This window comes from Mycobacterium sp. 852002-51057_SCH5723018 (assembly GCF_001667035.1).
Lineage (GTDB): Bacteria > Actinomycetota > Actinomycetes > Mycobacteriales > Mycobacteriaceae > Mycobacterium.
This window is the reverse complement of sequence record NZ_LZIR01000083.1, coordinates 1-25,862: the sequence shown is the minus strand read 5'-3', so window position 1 is coordinate 25,862 and position 25,862 is coordinate 1. Positions and strand designations below refer to the sequence as shown.

28 protein-coding genes and 2 pseudogenes are annotated in these 25,862 nt (G+C 67.9%); 9 read left to right on the top strand and 21 right to left on the bottom strand.

What is annotated here, in order from left to right; all coding sequences use genetic code 11:
• Positions 1-1,197, bottom strand: a 1,197-nt coding sequence (locus A5764_RS17895; protein WP_156664738.1) for an ABC transporter permease, incomplete at its 3' end; no start/stop codon positions are given.
• A 14-nt stretch (positions 1,198-1,211) separates the two neighbouring features.
• A complete protein-coding gene (locus A5764_RS17890) occupies positions 1,212-1,910 on the bottom strand; it encodes an ABC transporter ATP-binding protein (protein ID WP_067114968.1) in 699 nt (232 codons plus the stop codon).
• A gap of 246 nt (positions 1,911-2,156) precedes the next feature.
• Here A5764_RS17890 and A5764_RS17885 point away from each other — a divergent pair, with 246 nt between their 5' ends.
• Together A5764_RS17885 and A5764_RS17880 are read left to right on the top strand one after the other, a co-directional pair.
• Positions 2,157-2,942: a heavy metal-binding domain-containing protein gene (locus A5764_RS17885; RefSeq protein WP_067114956.1), complete on the top strand. Its 786-nt coding sequence runs from the start codon at positions 2,157-2,159 to the stop codon at positions 2,940-2,942.
• A complete protein-coding gene (locus A5764_RS17880; protein WP_067114954.1) occupies positions 2,942-3,325 on the top strand; it encodes a DUF5073 family protein in 384 nt (127 codons plus the stop codon). Before A5764_RS17885 ends, A5764_RS17880 begins: the two co-directional genes overlap by 1 nt.
• A gap of 129 nt (positions 3,326-3,454) precedes the next feature.
• Here A5764_RS17880 and A5764_RS17875 read toward each other — a convergent pair whose 3' ends face one another.
• From A5764_RS17875 to A5764_RS17865, 3 genes are all read right to left on the bottom strand, one after another.
• On the bottom strand, positions 3,455-4,132 hold the full coding sequence (locus tag A5764_RS17875; RefSeq protein WP_067114966.1) for a cutinase family protein: 678 nt from the start codon (positions 4,130-4,132) through the stop codon (positions 3,455-3,457).
• A gap of 176 nt (positions 4,133-4,308) precedes the next feature.
• Positions 4,309-4,800 (bottom strand): hypothetical protein, encoded by a 492-nt coding sequence (locus tag A5764_RS17870; protein WP_067114952.1) that lies wholly within the window; start codon positions 4,798-4,800, stop codon positions 4,309-4,311.
• Positions 4,801-4,887: 87 nt separating this feature from the next.
• Positions 4,888-5,460 (bottom strand): TetR/AcrR family transcriptional regulator, encoded by a 573-nt coding sequence (locus A5764_RS17865; protein WP_067114950.1) that lies wholly within the window; start codon positions 5,458-5,460, stop codon positions 4,888-4,890.
• Between the two features lie 100 nt (positions 5,461-5,560).
• Here A5764_RS17865 and A5764_RS17860 point away from each other — a divergent pair, with 100 nt between their 5' ends.
• On the top strand, positions 5,561-6,106 hold the full coding sequence (locus tag A5764_RS17860; RefSeq protein ID WP_067114949.1) for a cyclopropane-fatty-acyl-phospholipid synthase family protein: 546 nt from the start codon (positions 5,561-5,563) through the stop codon (positions 6,104-6,106).
• A gap of 116 nt (positions 6,107-6,222) precedes the next feature.
• Positions 6,223-7,059, top strand: a complete 837-nt coding sequence (locus A5764_RS17855; RefSeq protein WP_067114947.1) for an enoyl-CoA hydratase-related protein — start codon at positions 6,223-6,225, stop codon at positions 7,057-7,059.
• On the opposite strand, the gene A5764_RS17850 is transcribed toward A5764_RS17855, so the two are convergent.
• Genes A5764_RS17850 through A5764_RS17815 form a run of 8 tightly spaced genes read right to left on the bottom strand, consistent with a single transcriptional unit; the run spans position 7,056 to position 15,729 of the window.
• Entirely contained in the window at positions 7,056-8,756 is a 1,701-nt protein-coding gene (locus A5764_RS17850) for an FAD-binding protein (RefSeq protein WP_067114944.1), read from the bottom strand. The genes A5764_RS17855 and A5764_RS17850 overlap by 4 nt on opposite strands.
• A complete protein-coding gene (locus A5764_RS17845) occupies positions 8,753-10,126 on the bottom strand; it encodes an SRPBCC family protein (protein WP_067114942.1) in 1,374 nt (457 codons plus the stop codon). The genes A5764_RS17850 and A5764_RS17845 overlap by 4 nt, the downstream gene beginning before the upstream one ends.
• Before the next feature lie 18 nt (positions 10,127-10,144).
• Complete coding sequence (locus A5764_RS17840; protein ID WP_067114940.1) at positions 10,145-11,677, bottom strand: acyl-CoA synthetase; 1,533 nt, start codon at positions 11,675-11,677, stop codon at positions 10,145-10,147.
• Positions 11,678-11,685: 8 nt separating this feature from the next.
• Positions 11,686-12,558 (bottom strand): enoyl-CoA hydratase/isomerase family protein, encoded by an 873-nt coding sequence (locus A5764_RS17835; protein ID WP_067114938.1) that lies wholly within the window; start codon positions 12,556-12,558, stop codon positions 11,686-11,688.
• 42 nt (positions 12,559-12,600) lie between these two features.
• Positions 12,601-12,837, bottom strand: coding sequence for a lipoyl domain-containing protein (locus tag A5764_RS17830; protein WP_067114936.1), 237 nt, complete (start codon positions 12,835-12,837; stop codon positions 12,601-12,603).
• On the bottom strand, positions 12,830-13,849 hold the full coding sequence (locus tag A5764_RS17825; RefSeq protein WP_067114934.1) for an alpha-ketoacid dehydrogenase subunit beta: 1,020 nt from the start codon (positions 13,847-13,849) through the stop codon (positions 12,830-12,832). Before A5764_RS17825 ends, A5764_RS17830 begins: the two co-directional genes overlap by 8 nt.
• A gap of 9 nt (positions 13,850-13,858) precedes the next feature.
• Positions 13,859-14,851, bottom strand: coding sequence for a thiamine pyrophosphate-dependent dehydrogenase E1 component subunit alpha (locus A5764_RS17820; RefSeq protein WP_067114960.1), 993 nt, complete (start codon positions 14,849-14,851; stop codon positions 13,859-13,861).
• Positions 14,852-14,865: 14 nt separating this feature from the next.
• Complete coding sequence (locus A5764_RS17815) at positions 14,866-15,729, bottom strand: mycofactocin-coupled SDR family oxidoreductase (RefSeq protein WP_067114932.1); 864 nt, start codon at positions 15,727-15,729, stop codon at positions 14,866-14,868.
• Between the two features lie 238 nt (positions 15,730-15,967).
• On the opposite strand from A5764_RS17815, the gene A5764_RS17810 reads away from it, so the two are divergent.
• Positions 15,968-17,212 (top strand): CaiB/BaiF CoA-transferase family protein, encoded by a 1,245-nt coding sequence (locus A5764_RS17810; RefSeq protein WP_156664739.1) that lies wholly within the window; start codon positions 15,968-15,970, stop codon positions 17,210-17,212.
• 603 nt (positions 17,213-17,815) lie between these two features.
• Complete coding sequence (locus A5764_RS17805; protein ID WP_067114924.1) at positions 17,816-18,106, top strand: ANTAR domain-containing protein; 291 nt, start codon at positions 17,816-17,818, stop codon at positions 18,104-18,106.
• Positions 18,107-18,450: 344 nt separating this feature from the next.
• On the opposite strand, the gene A5764_RS17800 is transcribed toward A5764_RS17805, so the two are convergent.
• The gene (locus A5764_RS17800) at positions 18,451-19,431 is read right to left on the bottom strand and encodes a DMT family transporter (RefSeq protein ID WP_067114922.1); all 981 of its coding nucleotides are present in this window, start codon (positions 19,429-19,431) and stop codon (positions 18,451-18,453) included.
• Positions 19,432-19,493: 62 nt separating this feature from the next.
• Here A5764_RS17800 and A5764_RS17795 point away from each other — a divergent pair, with 62 nt between their 5' ends.
• Positions 19,494-20,099 carry a CGNR zinc finger domain-containing protein gene (locus tag A5764_RS17795; protein ID WP_067114920.1) on the top strand — a complete coding sequence of 202 codons (606 nt, stop codon included), beginning with the start codon at positions 19,494-19,496 and terminating at the stop codon, positions 20,097-20,099.
• 32 nt (positions 20,100-20,131) lie between these two features.
• Here the strand turns inward: A5764_RS17795 and A5764_RS17790 are convergent, their stop codons facing one another.
• From A5764_RS17790 to A5764_RS17780, 3 genes are all read right to left on the bottom strand, one after another.
• Positions 20,132-20,581 (bottom strand): hypothetical protein, encoded by a 450-nt coding sequence (locus A5764_RS17790; RefSeq protein ID WP_067114919.1) that lies wholly within the window; start codon positions 20,579-20,581, stop codon positions 20,132-20,134.
• A 228-nt stretch (positions 20,582-20,809) separates the two neighbouring features.
• Complete coding sequence (locus tag A5764_RS17785; protein WP_067114917.1) at positions 20,810-21,157, bottom strand: DUF732 domain-containing protein; 348 nt, start codon at positions 21,155-21,157, stop codon at positions 20,810-20,812.
• Positions 21,158-21,300: 143 nt separating this feature from the next.
• Positions 21,301-23,091, bottom strand: coding sequence for a DUF4407 domain-containing protein (locus A5764_RS17780; protein ID WP_067114911.1), 1,791 nt, complete (start codon positions 23,089-23,091; stop codon positions 21,301-21,303).
• Positions 23,092-23,324: 233 nt separating this feature from the next.
• Here A5764_RS17780 and A5764_RS17775 point away from each other — a divergent pair, with 233 nt between their 5' ends.
• Positions 23,325-23,882, top strand: a complete 558-nt coding sequence (locus A5764_RS17775) for a hypothetical protein (protein WP_067114909.1) — start codon at positions 23,325-23,327, stop codon at positions 23,880-23,882.
• A 69-nt stretch (positions 23,883-23,951) separates the two neighbouring features.
• Entirely contained in the window at positions 23,952-24,380 is a 429-nt protein-coding gene (locus tag A5764_RS17770; RefSeq protein WP_197501599.1) for an SRPBCC family protein, read from the top strand.
• 8 nt (positions 24,381-24,388) lie between these two features.
• Here A5764_RS17770 and A5764_RS17765 read toward each other — a convergent pair whose 3' ends face one another.
• The 4 genes and pseudogenes from A5764_RS17765 to A5764_RS17750 form a co-directional block, all read right to left on the bottom strand.
• A complete protein-coding gene (locus tag A5764_RS17765) occupies positions 24,389-24,667 on the bottom strand; it encodes a LapA family protein (RefSeq protein ID WP_369807337.1) in 279 nt (92 codons plus the stop codon).
• Between the two features lie 82 nt (positions 24,668-24,749).
• A pseudogene (locus tag A5764_RS17760) lies at positions 24,750-25,022 on the bottom strand (molybdopterin-dependent oxidoreductase); the annotation flags it as partial.
• 9 nt (positions 25,023-25,031) lie between these two features.
• Positions 25,032-25,502 carry a nuclear transport factor 2 family protein gene (locus tag A5764_RS17755; protein ID WP_067114903.1) on the bottom strand — a complete coding sequence of 157 codons (471 nt, stop codon included), beginning with the start codon at positions 25,500-25,502 and terminating at the stop codon, positions 25,032-25,034.
• Positions 25,503-25,862 (bottom strand): annotated as a pseudogene (locus A5764_RS17750) (LLM class flavin-dependent oxidoreductase); the annotation flags it as partial.

The following is a 25,862-nucleotide window of genomic DNA, read 5'->3' as shown; positions in this document are numbered from 1 at the left end:
CGCGCCCCCCGCCCAACCCCCCCCCCCCGCCCCCCCCGCGCGCGGCCCCACTTTCACCCCCGCCCCCCCCCCCCGCGCCCCGCCCCCCCGGGGGGGCACGGGGGCCCCCACGACGGCGGCCGGTATGGCGTAGCCGGGCAGCCAGTATTCGATGCGGGCCTCCAGCCCTTGCGTGATGGCCGGTGGCAATCGGCCAATGGCGATGCGCCCCATCAGTATTCCGATCACCGACCCGATGCCCCCGCCGAGGACACCCAGGATCGCCGCCTCCGCGAGCATGTCCCGGACGATCGTCGTGCGACGGCCGCCGAGCGCGCGCAGCAACGAGATGACCGGCCGGCGCCGACTGATGGCCATGGTCATCGTGGTGTAGATCAGAAACGCGCCGACCATCAGTGCGACCATGGCGCCCATCAGCGCCATGTAATTCATCAGCTTGACGCCGTCGCCGGCCCGAGTCGCCCGCATGCTGGGTTCGGCGACGATCGCCCGGCCGTTCACCGCGGCGGTGACCGCCGCCCGAACCTGAGTCACATCGGCGCCGGGTTTGGTGGTGATCAGGATCGAGTCGAGCTGTCCCGGCCGTCCGGCGATGTTCTGCGCCAAGGCAAGTGGGGCCAGGACATAGTGCCCGCCGTTGAGGGCGGCGGCCTGCCCGCCGGTGAGCACCTCGCTGACGGTGACCGACGCGGAGCCCAGCTGGAACGTCTCGCCTTTCCCATGACCGGCACCGGGCCCGACGCGCACGACGTTCGGCGGGCCGGATGGACCGGATGGGTTCGCCGGCTGCCCCGCGGAGTCATTTTTCATCCCATTTGTCAACGCATCCTTGAGCGCGCCGCCCAGCGCGCCAAGGCGCTCGTCGGCGCCGAACAGCAGGACGGGCGCCGACGACGTGGACGTCGACGTCCGAATCATCGGTGCCGCGGTCGCGACCCCGGGAACGGCGGCCACGTCGGCGGTGATCGAATCGGGGAATCCCGCGTCGGTGATGCCCGACACCTCGAGGGAAGCGATGCCCGCGATTCCGTCGGCGAGCCGGTTGACCGATCCGCTGATCGATCCGAAGATGCCGAACACCGCGACCAGATACATTGCCGAGACGGCCATTACGGTGATCGATGCGATAGTGCGCCGGCGATGCACGGCGAGTTCACGCAGGCTGAACAGGCGCAGCCGGCCGGCGGTGGCACCCATCGTCGAGCGCGGTCTCACACCGGGGCCCCCGCCCGCGCGTCGGAACCGATCCGGCCGTCCTGCAGCGTGATCACGCGATCGGTCGCTTCGGCCGCCTCGGCGTTGTGGGTCACCATCACCACCAGCCGGCCGCGGCCGGGCTCGTGTGCCACCTCGGAGAGGAGCGCCAAGATCGACCCGCCCGTCGCGGAATCGAGGTTTCCGGTTGGTTCGTCCGCGAGGATCAACGGCGGGTCCATCATCAACGCGCGCGCCACGGCGACCCGCTGCATCTGCCCACCGGACAGCTCGGCGGGTCGGTGCTCGGTCCGGTTGCCGAGGCCGACCCGCTCCAGCAGCCGGATCGCGTCGGGTTTGGCCTTGCCCAGTCGGACGCCGTCGAGCAGCTTCGGCACCGCGACGTTCTCCCACGCCGACAGCGTTGGCAGCAGGTTGAAGAACTGGAATATGAAGCCCACCCGATGGTGGCGAAACTGTGACTGCTGCTCATCGCTGAGGCGGCCGATCTCGTCGCCGTCGAATTCGATGGACCCGGAGTCGGGGGCGTCCAGTGCGCCGAGCAAATGCAGCAGCGTGCTCTTGCCCGCGCCCGACGGACCGACTATCGACAGAAATTGCCCGCCCTCGAGCCGCAGACTGATCTCGTCGAGCGCACGCACCGATTGACCGCCGATCCGGTATTCGCGCACCACGTTGCGGAGTTCGATGGTCAGCAGTGTGTTCCTGGGGGCATTGCAGGTCTCGACCCGTCTGAACATGACCCTCCCGCCAGTCAGCACTTCTTGGCGCGCGACCGCCCCCCAGGTCGCCGGTACTGGGATAGATAACGAGGCCGCGCCGCGATCGGTTCATCGAGCCATTTACGGGCTAGGTTGATGGCCAGACTCCTTACTCGCGCCGTACCGGCGCTCGCCGTCGCCGGGCTAGGCTGACCTCCCGACCGCAGGAGGACACTGACGATGCAACCGAACTCGCTCGACCCCGTTGCCAGCGAACGGCTGTCGCACGCCGGCAAGGTATTCACATCCGATCTGTCCATCAACGAGTTCGCGTTGCTGCATAGCGCCGGATTCGAACCGATCGAGCTGGTGATGGGCGTGTCGGTCTACCACGTGGGCTATCAGTTCACCGGCATCAGGCAACAGTCGGAGCTGCCCGTGCTGACCGAGGCGACGTATCGGGCGCGCTGGAACGCGATGTCGCGGATGCAGGCGGAGGCCGATGCGCTCGGGGCGGACGGAGTGGTGGGCGTCCGTTTGGACTGGCGGCATCAGGGGGAGGGCGAGCACCTCGAGTTCATCGCGGTCGGCACCGCGGTGCGTTACGTCGCGAAGCCGGGGGCGTATCGGCGCCCCAACGGGCAGGCGTTCAGCAGCCACCTGTCCGGCCAGGACCTGACGACGCTTCTGCGGTCGGGATACACCCCGGTCGCCTTCGTGATGGGCAACTGCGTGTTCCACGTTGCGGTGCAAGGGTTTTTGACCATGCTGAAGCAGGCGGGACGCAACACGGAGATGCCGCAATGGACCCAGGGCAGCTACCAGGCTCGTGAACTGGCGATGTCCCGGATGCAGGGCGAGGCAGAGCGAGACGGCGCAAACGGTGTCGTCGGTGTGCATTTCGCCATCTCCAACTACGCGTGGGGACACCACACGGTGGAGTTCTACGCGGCGGGCACGGCCGTGCGTCGCGGCGGCGAGCCGCAGACCCTGACGCCGTCGTTCATCCTCTCGATGAGCGATTGATGACCAGCTTCGATCAAGAGCGCGTCACTCGCGCCGTCGGCTCGGCCCTGGGCGGGCCTGGGGGAGTTGGGCTGGTGGTCAAGGTCTTTGGTGCGGTTCCCGGCGTGATCCTGTTCCCGGCTCGGCGGGGTTTCTTCCGCTCGCAGGCGGAGCGCGTCCAGATCGGTGACTGGCGATACGAGGTCGTCCCCGACGGCCGTTTGAGCGCCGCGCATGTGGTCAACGGCATCGTGCTTGCGGAGGAGGTTCTGGCCGCCGCGGCGGTCGGCCCGCACATCGCTCGCGCGCTGGGGCAGCTGGTGAGCGGCTACGGCCCGACGATCATTCCCAACATCGATGCGGCCGTCGAAGTCCTCGAGACCGGGGCCGGGCCGCGTTACTGACTCGGCCCCAATTCGGGTCGCCCGTCCATCGCCACTCGACCTCCTCGGGCTCGATCCGGGATGGCGTTGTCCCCGATACTCTCACCCGCGACGGCGTCGGGCCTTGAGAAAAATCGCGGCCGGCCGGCCTTAGAGGCGTCCCGCGGCGAAGTCGGCCGCCTGATCGACCATCCCGGCCTCGACGTACTGCCGGTGCGCGGCCGGGAATCCCGACCCCGAGCACACCGGGTCGTTCGGCACGCACAACTCGAGCGTCTTGGCCGCGTACTGCGGGCCGATCGTGACCGACGGCTCGTTGATGATGCTCATGAACTGGGTCGACGGAGTGCCGAAGAGGGTGACCGCGGCGACGTGATTGGCGACGTCGGCCGGCATCGGCTGCGGCGGGTCGGCGAGGTTTGCCCCATCGGGCACCGTGTTGGCGGTGACGAAACCCATCACCGCCGCGCCCTGGGAATATCCGCCGAGCACCATCTTGGTCCTGGGGCAGCTGGCCGCCATGGACTCGACATGGTGGCCCGCGTCGGTGATGCCGTCGATGGCCGTGGGGAAATTCGTGGAGGCCGGGTAGTTCACCGGATACACGCCGAGCGACTTGCTGCCGACGCGCGAGCGCAGGGTGTCGACGAAATCCTGGCCGATCCGGCCGACGCCGGGCGGTTCGTTGGTGCCTCGGGCGAACACCACCTCGACGTCGGGGCACGGCTCGGCCGACGCAGAAGGAACGGGTGCGATCAATAACGCCCAAAACGGCGCTACCGCAGCACAAATCAGCCGGGGGAGGGGAGATAACGGCACGCACCGCATTTTGACACAGAGCGCCAGCGGCTGCTCAGCGAGCGGGTGCCGACCAGGGAACACCCGGATGGTCGCTGAACTCCGGCGGTGCAGGGATGTCCCAGGTCAGCGCCGTTCACAGCGCGCCGGTGGGTGCGTCCCGGCCATGCACCACGGCGGTGACATGTGACCAAGTCGGTCCATCACTACTCCGCGTCGGCGCCGGGAAGCCGGTCCTGCCGATCCGTGGCGCGCGGGCGGTGCACCAACGAGCTGCCCGCGCGCAGCGCGCCACGGACCGTGTAGGCGGCGGTCACCACAGCCAGCACGATGAGCAGGATGAACATCGGCAGCCAACTGCTGCGGCTGTGCTTGACGTCCCACCAGATGACGGTGAACATCAGCACACAAAGAAAGAGCACCACGTCCCGCCAGTTGCCCCGGTAGGTCAGCGCCGCCCTGCGCATCGCGCGGCTTCTGTCGACGGATTCGATCAGGTCATCGATGCGGGCGTCGATGGTGCGCCGCAATTCGTCGCGCCTCTTGCCGGCCGCCGGGGGGAGCCGCTCCAGCAGGTCCATGTCCTTTTTGATCGCCTCGCGATAATCCGGCGCCTTGAACTGGCCGGCGGCGATCGCCAGCAATGCGCCACCGAACACCGGCGCGCTGTTAAGCGCGATCTGTCCCAGACCAACCACGTCCGCTCCTCTGGTCGTCGTCAACGTTGGTTCGTTGAGGATCGCCGACCCCGGGGAACGGATCAACCGGCTCCGGGCGCCGGTCGGTCAGGACGCTTCTGACGCGCGCAGGATGAGGGCGACTGCTTCGTCGAGCTGCCCCGCGATCTCGTCGTAGCTGACGAACCGCGCCGTCATCAGCGCACCCGAGAACATCATCTGCAGGGTCGACTTCACCGCACGCGGCCATCCCGGGCCAAGCGCGGCCGCGATCCGTCGGGACACCTCCTCGCCGATCTGCTCACGCAGCGGCTTGACCGCCGGGTCGTCGGCCATCAGGGCGGCACCGCACGCGACGGTCAGCTCCGGCTCGTCGGCGACCACCAAGGCCATGTCCCGCAGCGTCGCGCCGACGCGGGCCTTGGTGGTGTCATTGACGTCGGTGTGCAGCGGCAGGTCGCGCAGAAAACGCAGGTATACCGCCGCCACCAGCGCGCTTTTCGACGGGAAGTAGGTGTAGGCGCTCGCCGGGGATACGCCGGCGCGGGTCGCGACCGCGCGCATCGTCAGGTTCGCGTACGACGATTCGCGCAGTTCTTCCAGTCCGGCGTCGAGCACCTTGCGGATCGTCTGGGCGGGCCGGCGGTCCGACCGGCGCGCGGTGCCCCCGCGATCGTCCACGTCGACGAGGCCGTCGGCCGGGGAAACCGCTTTTCTAGACACCGGTCCAGTGTAGAAACGGGACGAACGGCCAACAATTCCGCGGAAAGGTGGTGTGCCGATGGCCGAGGGGGACAGGCGTCGCTGGGACGAGCGGCACTCCGCTCAGCGGGCGCCGCCGCTGACCGCGATCGGGCCACCCGACGCCCTGGCCGGCCACGCGGACCTGTTCCCCACCGCCGGAAGGGCACTCGACGTGGCGTGTGGACCAGGGCTCGGGGCGGTGTGGCTGGCCCGGCGCGGGCTGGACGTCAGGGGATTGGATATTTCGCCGGTAGCCATCGGTCAGGCACGGGACCTGGCCCGCCGCGCCGGGGTCGACGATCGCTGCCGCTTCGACATCATTGACCTCGACGACGGGCTGCCCCCGGGTCCGCCCGTCGACGTCATCGTCTGCCACAAATTCCGTGACCGCCGCCTCGATCGGGCGATCATCGAGCGCCTCGCCCCGGGCGGCCTGCTGGCGATCGCCGCGCTCAGCGAGGTCGGGGCCGTACCCGGGCCGTTCCGGGCAGCCCCCGGCGAGCTGCCCGCCGCGTTCGGCCAACTGGACCTGGTGGCCGCCGGCGAGGGCGACGGATGCGCGTGGCTCCTGGCCCGCGCCTGAGTGGTCTTGGCCCAGCCGTCGAGCCTGCGCACCGATCATGAATTGCCGCGAAATCGCGCCCTGGACGCAGGCTCGGCGGGCTCAGCGCAGTCTCGCAACCCGGTAATGTCACCAAGATGGAGCGGCGCGTGCTCGAAGCGATCATCTATGAACGCGAACCGCCAATTGCGCGGATCATCCTGAATCGGGTCGACAAGGCCAATACCAAGGACGCGGTATTGGTCACCGAAGTCGACAATTGCCTGCACGAGGCCGACCGCGACAGCGAGATCAAAGTGGTCATCCTCAAGGCCAACGGCAACGGCTTTTGCGGCGGACACGTCGCCCGCTGGGGCCCGGATGAGAACCCTTACCCCGACTTCGGAAATACCTTCGAGGACCTGTACAAGGGAACCGCCGACCTTTTCCTGTGGCCGACGCTGTATCTGTGGGAGTTTCCCAAGCCGACGATCTCGCAGATCCACGGCTATTGCATGGGCGGCGGTATTTACCTCGGGCTGCTGACCGACTTCTGCGTGGCATCCGAAGACGCGTATTTCCAGATGCCCCTTGCCCAAAGCCTCGGCGAACCCGGCGGGCACACCATGATCGAGCCGTGGCTGCTGATGAACTGGCACCGCACCATGGACTGGCTGCTGCTGGCGCCGACCCTGTCCGCGCAGCAAGCGCTCGACTGGGGTCTGCTCAATCGCGTTGTGCCGCGGGAGGATCTCGAGAACACCGTCGAGGAAATGGCGCGCAAGATCGCGCAAATCCCGTTGACCACGCTGATGGCGGTGAAGAACAACGTGAAGCGCGCGTGGGAGTTGATGGGGATGCGGGTCCACCTTCAGGTCAGCCACATCTTGACCAACATGGTGGGCGCCGCGTCCGATGTCCAGGCGCGCCGCGCCGAACTCATGCAATCGGGCATGAAGCCCCGCGATTTCGTCGGCCGCGACGAGACTTCTTAACGCGCCTTCTCGCCGGCGATTCTTCGGCCGGCGGCGTGCCGCGCGGCGACGTAGCCGAACACCATCGAGCTGGCGATGCTGGCGCCGGCGCCCGGATACGTGCGCCCCATCACCGTCGCGGTGGTGTTGCCGGTGGCGTACAGGCCCTCGATCACCAGGTCCTGCTCGTCGAGCACCTGCGCATGCTCGTTGGTGACCACGCCCCCGCACGTCCCGACGTCGGCCGGGAAGACCCGGGTCGCGTAGTACGGCGCGCGGTCGAGCGGGCCGACGGCCGCGTTGGGCCGGTAGCCCGGATCGCCCAGGCAGTCGTTGTAGGCGGACTGGCCGCGCCCGAAGTCGGGGTCCAGTCCCTTTGCGGCGAAGCGGTTGAACCGGCCGATCGTCCGCGCCAATTCGTCGGCGGGAAGGTCGATTTGGCGGGCGAGGTCGGCAATGGTGTCGCCGCGCCTGACGGCACCGCTTTCGATGAGTTCCGGGGGCAGGTTCTGGCCCCGCTTGAATGGGTTTGTGCTGGTGACGTATCGACACACGTATCCGTCGTCGAAGATCATCCAGCACGGCACCGCCTTGTTGGCGTACATCGCCTTGCCGACCTCGACGTAGGAGTTCGACTCGTTGCAGAATCGACGGCCGGTGGCATCGACGTAGATGGCTCCAGGCCGTTGCCGCCCAGAGCCGAGCGACGCGGCGGCGGCACCACCGTTGGCGATGAAAACCGAAGGCAGCCACCAGGCCTCGTCGAGCAGATCGGTCTTGGCGCCCAGCCGCATCGCGGCCTGCAGCACCTCACCGGTATCGCCGGCGTTGGCGATCGACCACTGCGCCTCGTTGGGTTGGTCGCCGCTGTACCGGCGGCGCATCTCTTTGTTGTGGCCAAAGCCGCCGGCGGCCAACAGGACTCCCTTGCGCGCCTCCACGTTCACCGGCACCCCGTCGCGCGTGATTCGCGCGCCGACGACCCGGCCATCCTCGACGATGAGGTCGTCCATCGCGGCGTTCGTCCACAGCGGGGGTTGGCCGTCGCTCAGCTCGATCAGCGCCTTGAGCATTTGTGCGATCAGTGATGCGCCGTTGGTCAGGATCTGGCGACGGCGAACACGCGCGGCCGCGGTGCGCAGAAACACCCGGGTCGCCACGGCGAACGCGCGCGGCGACCGGTTGTAGTACTGTACCGAGCGCAGTTCGTTGGTCAGGACGAGGAATCCGTAGTTCTTGGCCAGCGGCGGCTGCACCTTGTCGCGCCAGCTGCCCAGCTCGGCGGCGTCGAATGGGATGCCCTCGATGGCGCGGCCGGACTCGTTGCCGCCCTTGTGATTGGGGTAGTAGTCGCTCCAGCCCGCGCACCGGATCAGCCGAAGACCCTTGCGGCTAAGGAAATTGACCATCTCGTAGCCCGCGGTGAGGAACATCTCGCGGCGCGCGGGGGAGGAAGGCGCACCGATGTCGCCGACCACGTCGGCCAGGTAAGCCAGGCCGTCCTCGTGCGAGTCCGCGATGCCCTCGGCCCGCATCAAGGGGTTGTTCGGCATCCAGACGATGCCGCCCGACAGCCCCGTCGATCCGCCGACCAGCGCCTGCTTTTCGATGATCAGCGGCTCGAGCCCGCAGTCGAGTGCGGCCAGCCCCGCCACCATGCCGCCGCCGCCGCTGCCCGCGATGAGCAGGTCGACGGAGCGGTCCCAGTCGGTGGTCATCGCGGCCCGGTCGCGACGCCGGAGGTGAACCCGAGGTCGGCCATCGGCACGTCGATGGTCGTGTTGGTCTTCTGGATCGCGGGTACCAGCGCTTCGTAGGGCAGGCCGGCGAGGAAGCCGTCGACGACCCGTTCGAAGTTGGAGATCAGCCCTTCGATCCGGCTGGACAACCGCATGTACTCAAACCCCTTGGAGTGCAGACCTTTTTGCTGCTTGGGCAAGTTTGAAAAGTCCTGCGCGGGGATGGGTGGCCAACGCGGGTCGTCGGGCGCCATGGGCTCCGGTGGCGTGGGCTTGCCGGTGATCTGGTCCGGTGGAATGCGGGTCAGCGACCAGATCTCGAACAACGTCTCCTCCGGGCCGAGCGGACGGATCCGGTACGACGATGCGCTGCTGTACTGGGGTAGCAAAAAGTAGTGCGGAAACGCGAAATTGATCGCATCGACGACGCCGCGCCGCTCCAGCTCGTTGAGGTCGGGCATGGCGCAGCCCCGGGCCCGATGCCACCTGACGATGGCGTCGTTCAGGGTGTGGCGCCAGGTGGCCATCGCCGCGGCCGGGTCGGCCGGCAACTCCATGTTCTGCAGGCCCTCGGCGATGCGAATGTCGTTCTCGTGCGTCATTCCGGCCATGCCCTCGCCCAGGGTGCGCATGAAGTACAGGTTCGTCTGGGCCAGCCCCGGCGCTTTGGAAGGCGGTGTCGGCTGCGATGACGGCAGCAGCTGCGGATGGGTCTGCGGGACGTGGTAGCCCTCCATGAATGCCGCCGTCGCCAGCTTCCAATTCACCGGCAGCAGGCACGCCTGCCACCACTCGACTCGTAGCGACTCCACTTGCCACGCGTCATAGATGGAGGCGAAGGGCTCGAAGCAGTCTCGCAATGGCGGGGCGTCGTCGTCGAGGTTGATCCACGCGCATCCGCCCCACAGCTCGCACCGGACCGGCACGAGGCGAAGATCGTCGGGGCTGAGGTTGTCCTCGTCGAATTCCTCCGGGCGCAGGACGAAGGTGTTGCGCCCGTCGATCCCCCAGCACCAGCCGTGGAAGGGGCAGACGAAGGTGCGGCGGTTCCCGTTGCCCTCCACCAGCTTTACGCCGCGGTGGCGGCAGGCGTTGTGGTAGGCGCGGATGTTTTCGGCATCGAGCCGGACGACGATGATGGAGTCGTCGAGGATCTCGTACTCGACGTAGTCGCCGGGCTTGGGGATTTCCTCGAGCCGGCAAGCCATCTGCCACACCCGCGGCCAGAGCATCTCGCACTCCATGGCGTAGAACTCGGGGTCGTAGTAGCGCTGCTTCGGGATCCGATCGGGGGTCTGGACCGCCCACGGCACCGGCAGCGGTGTCCAATTCACTTCGGTGGTCGCCATCTCAGTTTCCCTTGCCCTTCATACGATCCGGGATACCCGCCCCTGCCAATACGGTTCGCGCAGGCGCCGCTTGTAGAGCTTCCCGTTGGGGTCGCGGGGCAACGCCGGCTCGAATTCGACTGTGCGCGGGCACTTGTAGCCGGCGAGGTGAGTCCGGCAGTAGGTGATGAGCTCGGCTTCCAGGTCGGGGCCCGGCACGATGCCGGCGACCGGTTGCACGACGGCCTTGACCTCCTCGCCGAACTCGTCGTTGGGGACGCCGAACACCGCCGCGTCCACGAGTTTGGGATGCATTACCAGCAGGTTCTCCACCTCCTGCGGGTAGATGTTCACCCCGCCCGAGACAATCATGAACGTCGAACGGTCGGTGAGGTAGAGGTATCCGTCCTGGTCGACATACCCCATGTCGCCCAGCGATCGCCAGCCCCGGTCGTTGTAGACCGACGCCGTCTTCGCCGGGTCCTTGAAGTACTCGAAATCGGGTCCGCCCTCAAAGAACAACTCGCCGACCGCGCCCACCGGAAGCTCGAGCCCGTCCTCCCCGACCACGTGGACGGGGCTGAACGGCCTGCCGACCGATCCGGGATGGGCCAGCCACTCCTCGGGGCCGATCGTCGTACCCGCGAATCCTTCTGTGCCGCCGTAATATTCGTGAATGATGGGGCCGAACCACTCCATCATGCGGTGCTTGACGTCCACCGGGCAAGGGGCGGCGGCGTGGATCACGCACTCGAGGCTGGAGACGTCATAGGCTCGCCGGACCGATTCGGGCAGCTTGAGCATCCGCACGAACATCGTCGGCACGAACTGAGCGTGGGTGACCCGGTGCGTGTCGATCAACCGGAGCACGGCTTCGGCGTCGAACTTGCGCATCAGGATCGAGGCGGCGCCCACCCGGTGCACCGCCATGGTGTAGTTCACCCCCGCCGCGTGATAGAGCGGCGCGGGGGAGAGGTACACGCTGGAGCGATCCATCCCGTACTTGTGGATCAACGCCATCTCGAGGACCGCCTGGGCCCACGACCCGTTGCCGTCGGACGGGAGCGGTCGGCGAACGGCCTTGGGGCGTCCCGTGGTTCCCGACGAATAGAGCATCTCCGAACCGTCCGACAACGGCGGCGCATCGCCCGCCGCCGCCAGGGCGTCCTGGTAGGGGAACCAGCCGGGCAGCAGACCCCCGACCGCGAGGTGGGCGTCAACGCGCGTGTTGGCCGCACGGACGTGTGCGGCAAGGTCGGCCTCTGCGGCGTCGACGATCACCGCCTTCGCGTCGGAGTCGTCGATGACGTAGGCGACCTCGTCGGGCGTGAAGTGGGTGTTGACCGCCGTGTAGTAGAGGCCGGAAAGCTGGCAGCCCCAGGCGATTTCGAAGAACTCGGGACGATTCGGCAACACCAGGGCCACGCCGTCGCCCGGCCGCAGTCCGGCCCCATGCAGGACGGCGGCCACCCGTTGGCTTCTGGCGTACAGCTCGCCGTACGAGATGGCCTCGCCGTCGGCGACGATCGCCGGCGCCTCGGCGGCGGTGCTCGCGTGGTCGGCGATGTTCACCGGGGACCCTAGGGCGTTGCGGCGCCGTCGGTCGAGGCGGCCGCGGCCGCCTGGCGCCGGGCTTGCTCGGACGGCAGCACTTTGTCCTTGAACACCTGCTGGATCAGCTGCTGTACGTCCTTGCTGACCGACGCGAGCGCGACGAGGTCGTTGGAGCTTTGCCAGTGCACCCGCATGCCCATCAGCTCCCAGGCACGCTTGAGGTTGGCCTTGGTGGCCAGCAAAGTCGTCATCGGCGCCTGCGCGATATGGCGGGCGATGGCCTCGACGCGGTCGCCCAGCTGCTCGCGCGGCACCACCTCGTTGACCAGACCGACCTCGAGTGCCTTCTTCGCGTCGATCACCTCGGCGAGGTAGAGGTAATACGCCGCGCGCCGCCAGTTCATGAAGACCCACGGCTCGATCGAGCATTCACCGGACGGCATGCCGAAACCCTGCAGCGGGGGGTAGGAGAAGTAGGCGTCCTCGGAGGCGATGACGATGTCGGTGGTCAGCCCGTAGTGGGTGCCCCCGCCGACGCAGTACCCGTGCACCTGCGCGATGGTCGGCTTGGAGAACTCCCACAGGTTCATGACCGGTTTGACGAACAGGTCGGTCTGCGGTTTCCACGGTGTGCCCATGACATTGGCGCCTTCGACGAAGGCCGGGTAGTCGACAGCGTTGTTGCCGATGGCGTGGCCGGAGCAGAAGCCCTTGCCGTTGGCCTTCAGGATCAGCACCTTGACGTCATAGTCGCGGTCGGCGTCCAGCAACGCGGCGTCGACTTCTTCGGCCAGCTTTTGGTCCTGGGCGTTGGCCTTTTCGGGCCAGTTGAGCGTGACGCGGGCGATGGGGCCTTCCTTTTCGTAGATGATCCTCTCGCGGGTCTCGTTGAGGTCCATACGCGTTGCCTTTCGCTCTTTCGGTTATCTTCCGCTTTTGGTTTATGAAGTGATGACACCGATTTCGGCGCCTATGTCGTAGGTGGTCCCGACCTGGCCCGTCCAGTGCACGGTCCCCGACGCTCCCGCTTCTATTTCCTGTTCCGCCTTCTCGGTGGCGATCACGTAGATGGGCGTGCCGGCCGCGACGTGCTCGCCGGCGCCGACGAGGAGGTCGGTGAGTTCGGCTTCGGAGACGGCCACCGACACCCGCGGGATGCGGATGATGAAGTCACCCATGCGCTTTGGCCTTCCCCGCCCTTTCGAATGTGCCCCCCAGCGTGGCGAGCGCGGCTTCGACGATCCGCGCCGGGGACGGATAGACCTGCGCCTCGAGCGCCGCGGCGGCCGGGTTGGGGATGAAGCGGGCGCCGACCCGTTCGACGGGCGCGGCCAGCTCGCCGAACAGTTCGGACTGCAGGATCGCGGCGATCTCGGCTCCCGGCCCGGCGAATTGCACCGCGTCGTGCACGATCACGACTCTCCTGGTGCGCCTGGCGGACTCGACGATGGTCTCGACGTCGAGCGGCACCAGGGTGCGCAAATCGACGACCTCGGCGCTGATGCCCTGCTCCTGCAGCGTGGCCGCCGCCGCGAGCGCGTCGTGGATGCTGCGCCCATAGCTGATCAGCGTCACGTCGGTGCCCGGTCGCTTGATGTCGGCCTGGCCCAACGGTATTGAGAACCCGGGTCCGACGGGGACGGGTCCCTTCTTGCCTTGCAGCCGGATTGTCTCGACGAACAGGCAGGGGTCGTCGTCGAAGATCGCCGCCGTCAGCAGGCCTTTGCCGTCGCGGGGGGTGGAGGGCACGATCACCTTCATGCCGGGAATGTGCATGAACCAGGCTTCCAGGCTCTGCGAGTGTGTGGCGCCGGTGGCCAGCCCGCCGTAAACCTGGGTGCGGACGGTGATCGGCGCCGAGGTTCGCCCGGCGGTCATGAACCGCAGCTTGGCGGCGTTGTTGATGAGCTGATCGGCGGCGATTCCGATGAAATCCATGATCATGATCTCGGCCACCGGCAGCATCCCGTCGATCGCCGCACCGATCGCGGCGCCCAGGATGGCGGCCTCCGAGATGGGCGTGTCCAGCACGCGTTCGGGGCCGTACTTTGTGGACAGCCCCGCCGTAGGCCCGGATGCGCCCGGATCGGCAATGTCCTCGCCCAGCAGGAACACTCGGTCGTCGGCGCCCAGCGCCTCGTCGAGCGCGAGGTTGAGCGCCTCGCGCATCGTCATCTCCTTTTCGTCCATCGCCTATCCTCAGACCGGGTACCTGATCGGGGTTGCGTACACGTCGCGGTCGAGTTCCTCGAGGGACGGGGACTCCGCGCCCATGACCGTGGCCAGGGCGTCCTCCACCCTGGCCAGCGCCTCGTTGTCGATGCGGTCGAGCTCCTCGGCGCCGCAGATGCCGGCCCCGGCCAGGTGGTCGCGGAAACGCGGCACCGGGTCAGCCGCCATCGCCGCGGCGAGTTGATCTTTGGGGATATAGGGCATCCGGTCGCCGAAGTAGTGGCCGCGGAAGCGGAAGGTCACGGCCTCGATGAGGGTGGGGCCCTCGCCGCCGCGGGCGCGCGCCAACGCTTCGTCGAGCGCCGATTTGACCGCCAGCGGGTCATTGCCGTCGACGCGAACGCCCGGCATGCCGTAGCCGGCCGCCCGTTGCGCGACGTGGTCGAGCTTCATGGTCGCCGACGTCGGCGTCATCTCGGCGAAAAGGTTGTTCTGACAAACGAACACGAGCGGTAGATCCCACAGCGCGGCCATGTTGGCCGCCTCGTGGAATGACCCGGTATTCGTTGCCCCGTCGCCGAAGCTGACGACGGTGACGCGGTCGAGGCCCTTGCGCTTGCCCGCCAGCGCCAACCCCACGGCCACCGGCGGCCCCGCCCCCACGATTCCGGTGGAGAGCATGACGCCCCTGTCGGGGTTGGCGATGTGCATGGTGCCGCCCTTGCCGCGGCCGGCGCCGACGGTGCGCCCCATCATCTCGCCGTAGATCTCCTCGAGCGGGACCCCCTTGCCGATGAGGTCGTGCAGCCCCCGGTAGGTCGTCACCAATTGATCGTCGGGCCGCAGCGCCACACCCATCGCGGCGGCGATGGCCTCCTGGCCGCGCGACGGCCAGTACACGCACATGAATTCACCCGTACCGATGCCCTTGGACAGCCGGTCGTCGGCGGCCTTCATCAGGACCATCAACTCGTAGAGGCGACGCGCAGTATCGCGGGAGTCATTGTCGGACAGTCCCATTGGTGCCACCGCCGTCATGCCCCCGACCACGGCTTCACCTTGAGGAAGCCGCCGCCGTCCACGCGCAACTGCTGGCCGGTGATGTAGCGCGCCGCGTCGGAGGCCAGGAACAAAACCGCCTCGCTGATGTCCTCGGGTTCCACGTAGGGGATGGGCATCGCCTGCACCACCGGGAAAACCGGCTCGGCATCCGCGCGGGTAGGTTCCTTCAGATCGGGCCGGAAGGCGCGGTACATCGGCGCGCTGTGCAACATGTCGGTGTTGACATTCGTCGGATGCACCGCGTTCATCCTGATGGAGAAGCGGGCCAGCGCCAGGGCGAAGTCGTTGACGTAATGTGCCGCAGCGAGTTTGGCGAACGCGTAGCCGGCTCCACCGGGACCGCCGTCGATGCCGGTGGTGTTCATCGATGACATGAACGCCGCATTGGAGCCGATCACGATGATCGATGCGCCCGCCTGCAGATGTTTGAGGCTCGCGTGCACCAGGTTGAGCACGCCGACCAGGTCCACGTCGACGGCGTCGGCGAACGCCTGGGGCGGAAGGCCCGCGGTGAGCGGGCAGATGCCGGCGTTGGCCACCACGACGTCGAGGTGGCCGAACTCGGCCACCCCCCGGTCGATGGCGGCGGCCAGGGCCACTCGGTCGCGGACGTCGGCGATCGCCGTGACCGCGCGCTGCCCCTCCTTTTCGACCAATCGCGCCGTCTCGTCGAGATCCTCCGGCCGGGCCAGGGGGTACTCGTTGGTTTCGATATCGGCGCAGACATCCACCGCGATGATGTCGGCGCCTTCGGCCGCCAGTAGCCGCGCGTGCGAGCGTCCCTGACCGCGCGCGGCGCCGCTGATGACAGCGACCTTGCCCGTCACCCTGCCCATCGCTCGTCCCTTGTCCCGGCGCCTACCGCCGTGCCTGTCTGGGGATGTCTCCTTGGGGGGCAACGCGATTCGTGGCGCCTCGCGCACACCGCGTCACGGATCGGGATGGGGCCAATGGTCGGCTCCATCTCATCTGCTCCACGGAAACTTGCGCGTGGCCGCGGCCGGCTATCGATATCCCTTAGGGTAGCTAGAATACCTAAAATAGCAAGGAATGGTGCCGACCGAGGGGATGGCGATGTCCGGCGTAGACAGTGGCGGCCTTCAAGGCGTCCTGCGAGGTGTCCGAATTGTCGAGTTGGCGTCGTGGACGTATGTGCCGTCGGCCGGCGCGGCCCTGTCCGACTGGGGTGCCGACGTGATCAAGGTGGAAGGCGTGGCCTCAGGGGATCCGGGGCGCGCCCTCGTCGTCGGTGGTTTCACGCGCGAAGCGGCCCGCCCGGACGCGGATTTCATCCTCGAGTTGGGCAACCGCGGCAAGCGCAGCATCGCGATCGACGTCAAATCCGAGGTTGGCCGCGAATTGTTCGGCCGCTTGTTGGCCAGTGCGGATGTGTTCTTGACCAATTGGCTGCCCGGCGCTCTGGAGCGGGCGCGTCTGACCGTCGAAGACATCCGCTCGTTCAACCCGAAGATCATCATCGCGCGCGGCACCGGGCTGGGCGTCCGGGGCCCGGACCGGGATCGCGGAGGGTTCGACGCCGCCACGTACCTGGCGCGCGGCGGGGTCGCGTACACGCTCACTCCGTTCGGAAGCGAAAACCCCGCCGTCCAGGGCCCCGGGTTCGGCGACCTGCAGGGCGGCGCCACCCTGGCCGGCGGCGTGTGCGCCGCGTTGTTTCACCGGGAACGCACCGGCGAACCGACGATCGTGGACTCCTCGCTACTGGCGCAAGCGATGTGGGCGATCGCGCCGTCGATTTCGGCGGCCGATTTCTTCGACATCGACGGCATCCCGGGCGCCCCGCCCGGGTTGGCCATCAATCCGCTCGTCAACAGGTACAAGACCAAAGACGGCAGGTGGATTCAGCTGGTGTTCTTGCAGCCCGACAAATACTGGGCCGGCTTCTGTGAGCGGATGGGCCTCGCCGAGTTGGCCACCGACGAGCGATTCGTGCCGTCAAGCAACCTGGTAGCCAACGCCGCGGCCGCGACCGAGATCGTGGCGAACGCCTTTGCCCGCCATGACCTTGCGCACTGGCAGAAGGTGCTGCAAGACGAACCCGGGGTGTGGGCCGCGCTGGCGACGCCCCGCGAGACGCTGAACGACCCGCAAGTCGAACCCAACGGGTACGTGGTGACAAACGTCGACGACCACGGCGAGAACTACCGGATCGTCGCTGCGCCCGTTCAATTCAACGAGACCCCGCCGGCCCCCGCCCGCGCCCCGGAACACGGCCAGCACACCGAAGAAATTCTGCTCGAACTCGACGTCGACTGGGACGACATCGCGAAGGCCAAGGACCTCGGCGCCATCCTGTGAGGCGGCACCGACGGGCTGAGCGGCTTTGCGCCGAGCCGCGTATATGCACTGCCACCGTCTGGCGGTTTTGTCGCGCTGATTACACGTTCGGCGCCGCCGTGCTGTGACAGGCCGCGACTGCAAAGAGGTCGTCACCCAGCTCGCCGCGGTTTCGCGCGCTAGACCGCGCAGCCTCTTGCGCTTTCGCGCTTCCCGCATGCCTTCGAAAACTGGGCGAGAACTGGGCCGGCGTGAGCCCCAATCGTTTGTTGCCCGAAGTTCATCGTCTGTGCACTGCCGTGTCGGGCTCAGGCGTCGCTCGCAGAGCCCGCGCGCATAACGAACTCGGCGGCGCCCAGCAGCGCCGAGCCGATGCCCTGGCCGCGTAATGGCGGCACGAAGTCTTAGCGCTCGCAGGCTGATTCGTCGGCCGGCTGGCCGGTCCCGAAACGGTCACGACCGCGTATCGATATGTGCGGCGGTCTGGCACAAGGGGATCGATGCACAAATCATTGCAGATGGCGCTTTTTGAAGATCACTGGCGCAACGATGCGCACCGCACGGATTCTCTTCGCTAAGCCAGCAGCGGATTTCGTGGGGGCGCAACAGGAGGTATCGACAACCATGATGGCGACCTGGGTTCCAGCCCAGACTTCGTACGGCCCCAACTCTGGCCGCATTCTCGACACCGCACGGGGGATTCTCATCGGCCTTCGCCGATGCCCTTCGCATGAGGCTTTCGACGAATTGCACGGCGCCGCACTGCGTCACAAGGTTCCGGTGTTCGCGATGGCGTGGGCGCTGGTACACCTGGCGGGCGACGGCGAGAAGACACCCAGCTTCACCGACGCACAGTCCGCGGCCCGTCACGAGTGGGGCTCGCTGTTCGCCCGGTCGGCCGCGGCAAGCTGCTGAGCGGCGAGTAGGAACTTGGCGCGGCCGGGGTCCCGTGGGGGGTACCGCGGCCGTCGCCAACTCACCCGCCTGCGTGCCAGCCGGCGCCAACGCGATCGGCGGGGGCGACAATCGGGTTCGTGACGCCGATCGAGCAGGTGGCATGGGTCCGCTCATGCCGTCCGGCCCCGCCCTGCACCACCCCCGCGCCGACCGCTGGCCGACCATGTCGAGTTCGCCGCGGCGCAGTGACGATCGTCTGCGATGTGGGGCACAGGCAGCAGCTGGACTTCGATGCCGCCGACGTCGTCACCACCCGCCACGCGCGCAGGAGATGAACCGCATGGCGTGCTTTTGCCGGAGCTCTATGCACAGTTCCGCGTCGCGTAGGCCTCATCTGGGCCGCGAAAGCGCAACGGGCTAGCCGTTTCTCGAGCGGAGGCGTCGGTAGTCGCGCTTTCACGGCTCGGCTGAACCCCCGAGCTCGCGACGTAGCCGGCGAGCAGCACGAGCACACACCCGGCCAGCTGCAGCACCGAGGGGCGTTCGCCCAGCACGCCGGCGCCGAGCGCGACCGCACCCACCGGCATCAGCAGCAATAGCGCGGAGCTGACGGTGCTCGATAGGCGGGCCGACAGGATGGCCACAAGCAGCCAGCCGAGCAACTGCCCGGTGATGGCGACCAGGATCAACCAGCCGACGGCGCGCCAGCCGGGCCAGAGGTCCAAGCCGTGCCACCAGGGGCCGACGGCCGCCGCCAGGACCGCCGACGTCGCAAGCACGATGGCGTAGGTCTGCATCGGCTGGCCGGCTTGCCCGCCACGTCGCAGCAGAAACAGGAAGCCCGAATAGCACAACGCTGCGCCGATCGCGTGGACGGTTCCGCGCGTGGGATTGCTGCCGGAAATTCCGTGCTCGAGCACGCCACCGGCGAGCAGGACGCCGGCCAGCAATGCAGGCAGCGCCAGCAGGAATCGGCGCGAGACGGGTTCCCGGTCGACGACCCAGCTCAGCAGGGGAACGATGGCGACCTGGGTATTGACCAGGACCGTCGACAAGCCCGCCCCCACCTCGGGAATGGCCTGCGTCCACAGCAGCATGTCGGCGGCGAACAACGCGCCGCAGGCGACGGCCGACAGTACGCCGCGGCGCGACAGGCCGCGCCCACGCCGCCATTCCGGGACCGTGAGCAGGACGACCACGGGCAGCGCCAGCAGACACCGGGCGGCCGTCGCGGTGGCCGGCGTGGTGGCGGCCATCTTCAGCAGTATCGCCGAGGCCGACAGACACAAGGCACCGACGGCTAATCCGGCCTGATCCTTCGGATGTGCGGGCGCGTTTCTCATGCGTATTCGGGTACCCCGAAGTTCTAATGGTTAAATCAGATCTTAGGAATTAGGCTAAAGTCATGGTGCGTTCGGCGGCGGCGGAACTCGACCTGCGCGGGGGTCATCCCGCGGTCGACCTGGTCAACACGGTGGCGTGGCGGGGCGACCCGCGCCGTCGTACCGAATACCTGTTGGGCTACTCCGACTTCGTAGGATGGGCGCGTCATGCTGGAGTGTTGTCGCCCCGCGAGGCCCGCGAGCTTGCCGAGTGCGCCGCCTCCGACAGGGCCGGCGCCGCGAGAGCGCTACGTGCGACCCGACAGCTCCGGGAGGCGCTCCACTGCGTCTGGACCGGATCCGGGTCGGACCGCGATGCCGATCGGGTCGCCGACACCTACCGATCCGCGCTGCGGGCCAGGCGCCTGACCCTCGCCGAAGATGTCGGCAGCTGGCGCGACACGGCGCTGACGCTGCAAACCCCGCTACACCGGTTGGCCGTCGAATCGGTGGCGCTGCTAACCGCCGTCCCGCGCTCGCGCGTCAAGCGATGTGGCGACTCGGACTGCGGGTGGCTCTTTCTCGACAGCAGCCACCGGCAGAACCGCCGCTGGTGCAGCACGGCCGACTGCGGCAACCGTGCCCGGGTACGAAGCTTTTACCGGCGCACCAGGGACGGTTCAGGATGACGGCACCACGAGTGTGCTTGCGGCGCAGCACATCAAAGGGACGGCGCCGGAGCGTGTGGCGCACCGACCACAACGAACGCCTCGACCACCGTGGCCTGCTCGAAGCCCTCGACTTCTACGCGCCACTCGTATATTCCCGGCTCCAGCGGTATCCCGCCCGGGATGTTGAGGCTGAGCGGCATTCGAACCGAGGTGCCGTGAATAGACCCAGGCGGACGCCCGGCCTCCGCCGACAATTCAAAGGAGATCCGCTGGGTCGCGTGCGTCCCCCGCACCACCACCGGCTCACCATCGGTGGTCAACAGCTGGCAGGTCAGCTTGTGTTTCTTGTTGGTTTCATCCCAGTCGATATCCATGAACAGCACCAAAGCGAAAGGGGGAGTGGGCGTTTGGCATTGCCGCCACCCTAGTCCGAGGGCATGGACCTTCCCGGATTGGGCATCTGCCTGCGCCGCATCCGCCAGGAACAGGCTAATCTTCATGCGCTGGCCGAAGCTCTTCCGGCCGTCACCGCGACATCCTGCCCTGACATTGTCCCCGCCTCACCAGTCCACGACATCCTTCCCCCGGCCTGCCCACCGTGGGCATTTCACGGGACCTAGGTGGCGGAGCTGGGTTGACGCGGTGCACCCGTACTTGTGCGCTTCGCCGACCGCCACCATAGCCCAGGGGGCAGGAGCGGGCGTGCGAGACCGTCGGCGCTCGGCGCGCTAGGCGCCGCTGCTCTTCGGGGGGGTGCCTTGATCCTCGGTTTGGCTCAGCTTTTCGGGGCAGTACGCGGACGCCGCGATCGCCGCGAACTTGGCGGCACCCTGCCCCTGGAAGCCCGGATTGCGGTCCTGGAGGTTTTTCACGATTTCCTCGCCGGTCATCCCGCCGTCGGCCAGGCTGCACACCTGTTTGCCGGCCGTGATCGCGCGGTCGGGGTTCATGTAGGTCAGTCCGGCCTGGTTGAGGGCGGTGAGGAAGGTTTGATCCTTGGCGTCGGGGTCGGCGTAGGCCGGGGCCGCGGTGCCGACCACCACGGCGGCGCTTGCCAGCAGCAGTACGAGTCTCATAGTTCCGTGATTGTCGCAAAGCGGCGGTGCGGGCGCATCCCTAGCGGGCCAACTGGACCTTAACAACGGCTTGCCGGCAGCTTCCCCGGAGATGAAGCCCAACGTCGGTGCGCGCCAACGTCGCTCGACGGCCGGCCCGCTGCTCACTCCGCCGGCGGTAGCTGGCGGGGGCCTTCGGGGCCGCCCAGTTCGCGCGGTCCGTCGCGCCCGGTCAGCTCGGGCTTGCGGTCGCGCTCCGCCGATCCCAGCGAGAGGCCCCAGACGTCCTCGGCGGGCAGCGGCCGCAACGGCGGGTGCTGCCCGCGGCTGCCGACCGCCGGTGCGGACCAGTGGTGGGAACCGTGGCCGTGCTCCGCGCGCGACGATGCGATCCACGCCGACGCGGGTGGGGTTTCCGGCGCGGGGGCGTGCTCGGTGGCTTCGTTGCTCTCGGAGTTGAGCGTCACCTTGCGGGTGCGCTTGAACGCAAAGGTGATTTCTTCGACCTCTTCGAACACCTGCCGCGCGGTGCGCAACGGCTGGGTGGTGTTGTCGATCACCCGCGCGACGAACGGCGGCACAAGTGGGCGGATCCAGCGAGCCGCCGCCTTGGTGGCGTCGGGAATCGAGGGAATCAACGGCGTCGCCCGCTCGTCCCGTGGTTCGACCTCGCCGCTCGGGTGGACCGGAGCCGGCAGGTTGGGCGGCGGGTCTTCCGGCAGTGGGGCGATCGCCCGGCTGGCCGCCTCCGCCTCCGCGGCGATGGGCAGGTACATGTCTTCCTCCACTGGCTCGAAGCTCCGTTCCGACGGCGTGTGGACCGGGGCCTGAAGCTCCTCGACGACTCGGCGGCGTTGCCGTTCGCGGTCGATCTCGGCCTGGGCCTCGATGGCAAGCCGCGCTTGCGTGAGTTGATGTTCGGCCCACATGATCTCGGCCTCGCGGCGCACCTCGGCGCGCTTGATCGCGATCGCGGTCTCGGCCTCGGCCTCGGCGCGTTCGCGCTGTGCGCGCGCCTCCGCCTGTCGATCGTGAGTTGTCTCGCCACGCCACAGCCGCAGGATCAGCGGCAGCAGGTAGAGCAGCGCGAAAAACGCGATCGTGAGCAGCCGCAGCGCCCCGGCCCCGGGGCTGGCCAACGTCACGTCGTTCATGGCGACCCAGCGCGCACCCAGGCCGCGGCCGGCGCCCGCGACGACGTCGTGGCGTGCCTCGGCGAGGGCCTGCTGCTCGCGCGAGATGCCGGCGTCCAGCTCGGGTGCCTGTCGGTCGCGCGCCGCCAACGCATTGTCCAGCTCATGCTGCGCGTCGGCGAGAAGCTCGTCCGCCGTGCGGGTCTCGGGTCCGGTGCCGGGGACGCCGGTGATCCGGGTCTGGGGGCAGGTGGGCGTGGGGTGGTATTCGCAGCGCGCCACCACCAGGGCCTGGTCCTGGTGCGCGCGGGCCTGCTCGCCGGCGCCGTCGAGCGCGGCGCGCGCATCCTTGGTTTGTTGCAGCGACGCCGCGGCCTGCGCGACGGCGGGCGCGGAGTCGGCGTTGTGCAGGGCTCGTTGGTCGAGGCGGTGGTCGATCGAGCTGGAAAAGACGACGAGTGCGGCGAGCTCGCCGACCACGAGGCCGATGGCCACCGCGACGGCGGCGCGTCCGACGGTGCCCCGCCGGCCCCGGTCGGGCCCGCCGGCGGTTCCGCGGGTTACCGCGCCGACAAGAAGGCCGAAGACAAGCGTCACCGGCACGACGGCGAGCAGCGACCAGCGTGCCGACTCGCTGACCGCTACGCCGGCGACCAGCCAGGCCAGCACGGCTCCCGACAGCACGACCGCGCCGGCCACGGCGTGGGTGGACCGCTCGTGGCGCTCACCGAGTTCGCGCCAGTGCCCGCCGCCAAGCCAGGTGAGCAGTCCCTCGACCCGGGACCCGAACGAGCGCGGCTCAGAAAATTCCTGGGCGCACATTAGCTCCAAACACCTCCAAGTCAGTCAAGCCTCCCAGGCCGGCGGCCGACACACCGAATCGAAGCACCCCGCCTGTGGTGCGGTTCACAGGGCAACGGGGTGGGCGCCGATCACATCCTCGTGATACCCATCGGCTTTGCTTCGCCTGGTAACGGGCCTATCCGACGCGAAATTGCTGCGACGCGAGCAGATCAGCGACCGTTCCAGCAGGGGACGTGAGACGGTATAAGCCTATGCAAAATCTGAGTTATGTCACCTACGAAGAGTTCGGTCGCAGATTCTTCGAGGTAGCAGTCACGCCCGAGCGTGTCGCCGCCGCGTTTGCCGACATCGCGGGAAACGAGTTTGCCATGGAGCCTATTGCTCAGGGCCCCGGCGGGATTGCCAAGGTCAGCGCGAACGTCAAGATTCAGGAACCGAAGGTAACGCGGCGCCTGGGGGACCCCATCACGTTCGTCATTCACATTCCTCTGTCGATCGATCTTTTGCTGGACCTGAGGCTCGACAAGCAGCGCTTCGTGGTCTCCGGAGACATCGCGCTGCGCGCTACCGCGCGGGCCGCCGAACCGCTCCTGCTGATTGTCGATGTCGCAAAGCCGCGTCCGTCCGACATCACCGTCAACGTGTCGTCGAGGTCCTTCCGCGGAGAGGTGCTGCGCATCCTGGCCGGCGTCGATGGTGAAATCCGCCGATTCATCGCCCTATACGTGGCCGAGGAAATCGACGCACCGCAGTCCCAAGCCGCGCAAGTCATCGACGTTGCCCATCAGCTCGAGGAGGCCTGGCCCTAGGTCAGTGTTTATGGCGTCGCCGCACCCGGGTATGCGACTGCGAAGTTGACCCCGGGAGGAGCCACGACCTTGGCGCAAGTAAACGTATCGATGACGTCGGACGTGGATCCGGGGACCGCCTGGAAGCTGGCGTCGGATCTCAATCGGTTCGACGAGTGGATGACGATCTTCGGGGGCTGGCGCGGACCGGTTCCGTCAAAGGTCGAGAAAGGCACGTGCGTCTCGTCGTGCATCAAGGTCAAGGGCTTCCGCAACGTCATCCGCTGGGAGGTCACCCGCTACGACGAGCCGAATTGCGTTCAGCTGCAAGGCCGTGGCCGCGGCGGGATCCGGATCGCGGTGACGCTGAGCATCACCGACGACGGCCCCGGATCGAAATTCCATCTCACCGCCGACCTCAACGGCGGGGTACTCGGCGGCCCGGTCGGAGGGCTGGTCGCCAGGGTCCTTCGGAACGACATACGCAAATCGGTGAACAACCTGGCGGCCCTGCAGTAACCCTCGAGCTAACTTGCCGGCCACTCCCGATCGGCGTCACGGATCCGCCTGCCGTCCATGGCAACCCACGCCAGCCCGGCCCCGAACCCCAGCAGGCAGACGATGGCGGCGGCGACGCCGGCGTCGGCCTGTCCCAGGGCGAAATTGGTCACACAGACCACGAACGCCAGCGCGGCGGCCGCGACCACGACCAGCCCGGGGGACCGATGCGAGTCCGGTATGGACGCGACCGCATCCCGACGAGTGGTGCCGCCGTGGTCGACGGGGCTGTGCGCACTGTGCCTCATGAGCGTCTCCTCAGATGTCACTTTCGTTGCACCGCTTCCCAGCGGCTACCCGAAAGCCCATCCGGGCAAACGGTTTAACGCGCTACAGCGTCTGGTGACGTCCGAAATACTTGTGATCTTCGCTGTAGCCGCTGTACCCGCTGCCGATGTCGCGGCAGTCGGCGACGAATTCGATCCCCTTGATCCACTTCACCAGTCTGAACCCGTGCTGCAGCTCGTGGCGCAGCCGCAGCGGCTTGCCGCGCATGTAGGGCAACGGCTGGTCATCGATGTTGTAGTTGCGCTCCAACTCTTTGCACTCGACCGTCTCCGGCAGGCGGCCGTTGCGCCAGTGATGCGGCGAGATGTCCTTGTCGCGATCCTGCTAGGCGCGGTCGCGCGGCAGCAAGCGCCGCGCCGGCCGGGTCTCGATGGCGTTGATCGTCAAGGCGCGGCGGCTGATCCGCCAGCTGTCGTCGGTCAGCTCGTAGCCGTCGTCGTAGCGCAGATGCCACACGAGATCAGACACCTCGTCGCCGCGCTGACTCCAGTGGTGCGCGATGCACGCGATGCGCCCCCGGGCGGTGCCGGGCGCCGAGGCGGCGTCGTAGACCTCGCCGACGATCGCGTGTTCGGTGCGGATGACCGCGGCGACGGCGGCGAGCGCGGTGGCGATGGCGTCATGGCCGCGGTGGGAGTGGATCGGCTCCAGCGCGGCCGGCGGCTCGGGGACCGTCAGCTCGGCCGTCGCGGTGAAAAGCATTGTGGCGGCGTCAAATTCACGGTCGTCGACGTGGGCCGCATACCGGTGTACCACATCGCTGAGCGCCGTCCGGTCCTCGCCTGAAAGGGTCATCTACGAGTCCAGGGAGAGCCGTTGCGCGCACGCGGACAGGATGTCCTTGGCCTCCTCGATGTCGGCGGTCGGCGGCATCGACAACACGATCCGGTCGGCGCCCTGATCGAGCAGCCCGCCCGCGCGGTCCGCATCGATCTTGGTGACCGCGTGGCCCAGCGTGACTTCCAGCGCGGCCGGATCACGCCCCGCCGCTGCCGCCTCGTCGCGCATGAGCGTGAGCAGCGACGCGAGTTCGGGTCCGGCCACGCCCAACGGCTGAAAGCCGTCAGCCAACCGCCCGGCGCGGCGGGCCCGCGCCCGGCTGTGGGCGCGCGGGGGGTCGGGGGGGGCGTCGGGGGGGGCGGGGGGGGGGTTGCG

Excerpts from the sequence above, each read along its gene's own strand:
- A5764_RS17885 (WP_067114956.1), top strand. The coding sequence starts at position 2,157 with ATGCAACCGAACTCGCTCGACCCCGTTGCCAGCGAACGGCTGTCGCAC.
- A5764_RS17880 (WP_067114954.1), top strand. The coding sequence starts at position 2,942 with ATGACCAGCTTCGATCAAGAGCGCGTCACTCGCGCCGTCGGCTCGGCC.
- A5764_RS17875 (WP_067114966.1), bottom strand. The coding sequence starts at position 4,132 with ATGCGGTGCGTGCCGTTATCTCCCCTCCCCCGGCTGATTTGTGCTGCG.
- A5764_RS17860 (WP_067114949.1), top strand. The coding sequence starts at position 5,561 with ATGGCCGAGGGGGACAGGCGTCGCTGGGACGAGCGGCACTCCGCTCAG.
- A5764_RS17855 (WP_067114947.1), top strand. The coding sequence starts at position 6,223 with ATGGAGCGGCGCGTGCTCGAAGCGATCATCTATGAACGCGAACCGCCA.
- A5764_RS17850 (WP_067114944.1), bottom strand. The coding sequence starts at position 8,756 with ATGACCACCGACTGGGACCGCTCCGTCGACCTGCTCATCGCGGGCAGC.
- A5764_RS17845 (WP_067114942.1), bottom strand. The coding sequence starts at position 10,126 with ATGGCGACCACCGAAGTGAATTGGACACCGCTGCCGGTGCCGTGGGCG.
- A5764_RS17835 (WP_067114938.1), bottom strand. The coding sequence starts at position 12,558 with ATGGACCTCAACGAGACCCGCGAGAGGATCATCTACGAAAAGGAAGGC.
- A5764_RS17830 (WP_067114936.1), bottom strand. The coding sequence starts at position 12,837 with ATGGGTGACTTCATCATCCGCATCCCGCGGGTGTCGGTGGCCGTCTCC.
- A5764_RS17825 (WP_067114934.1), bottom strand. The coding sequence starts at position 13,849 with ATGGACGAAAAGGAGATGACGATGCGCGAGGCGCTCAACCTCGCGCTC.
- A5764_RS17820 (WP_067114960.1), bottom strand. The coding sequence starts at position 14,851 with ATGGGACTGTCCGACAATGACTCCCGCGATACTGCGCGTCGCCTCTAC.
- A5764_RS17815 (WP_067114932.1), bottom strand. The coding sequence starts at position 15,729 with ATGGGCAGGGTGACGGGCAAGGTCGCTGTCATCAGCGGCGCCGCGCGC.
- A5764_RS17810 (WP_156664739.1), top strand. The coding sequence starts at position 15,968 with ATGTCCGGCGTAGACAGTGGCGGCCTTCAAGGCGTCCTGCGAGGTGTC.
- A5764_RS17805 (WP_067114924.1), top strand. The coding sequence starts at position 17,816 with ATGATGGCGACCTGGGTTCCAGCCCAGACTTCGTACGGCCCCAACTCT.
- A5764_RS17800 (WP_067114922.1), bottom strand. The coding sequence starts at position 19,431 with ATGAGAAACGCGCCCGCACATCCGAAGGATCAGGCCGGATTAGCCGTC.
- A5764_RS17795 (WP_067114920.1), top strand. The coding sequence starts at position 19,494 with ATGGTGCGTTCGGCGGCGGCGGAACTCGACCTGCGCGGGGGTCATCCC.
- A5764_RS17790 (WP_067114919.1), bottom strand. The coding sequence starts at position 20,581 with ATGAAGATTAGCCTGTTCCTGGCGGATGCGGCGCAGGCAGATGCCCAA.
- A5764_RS17785 (WP_067114917.1), bottom strand. The coding sequence starts at position 21,157 with ATGAGACTCGTACTGCTGCTGGCAAGCGCCGCCGTGGTGGTCGGCACC.
- A5764_RS17780 (WP_067114911.1), bottom strand. The coding sequence starts at position 23,091 with ATGTGCGCCCAGGAATTTTCTGAGCCGCGCTCGTTCGGGTCCCGGGTC.
- A5764_RS17775 (WP_067114909.1), top strand. The coding sequence starts at position 23,325 with ATGCAAAATCTGAGTTATGTCACCTACGAAGAGTTCGGTCGCAGATTC.
- A5764_RS17765 (WP_369807337.1), bottom strand. The coding sequence starts at position 24,667 with ATGAGGCACAGTGCGCACAGCCCCGTCGACCACGGCGGCACCACTCGT.
- A5764_RS17755 (WP_067114903.1), bottom strand. The coding sequence starts at position 25,502 with ATGACCCTTTCAGGCGAGGACCGGACGGCGCTCAGCGATGTGGTACAC.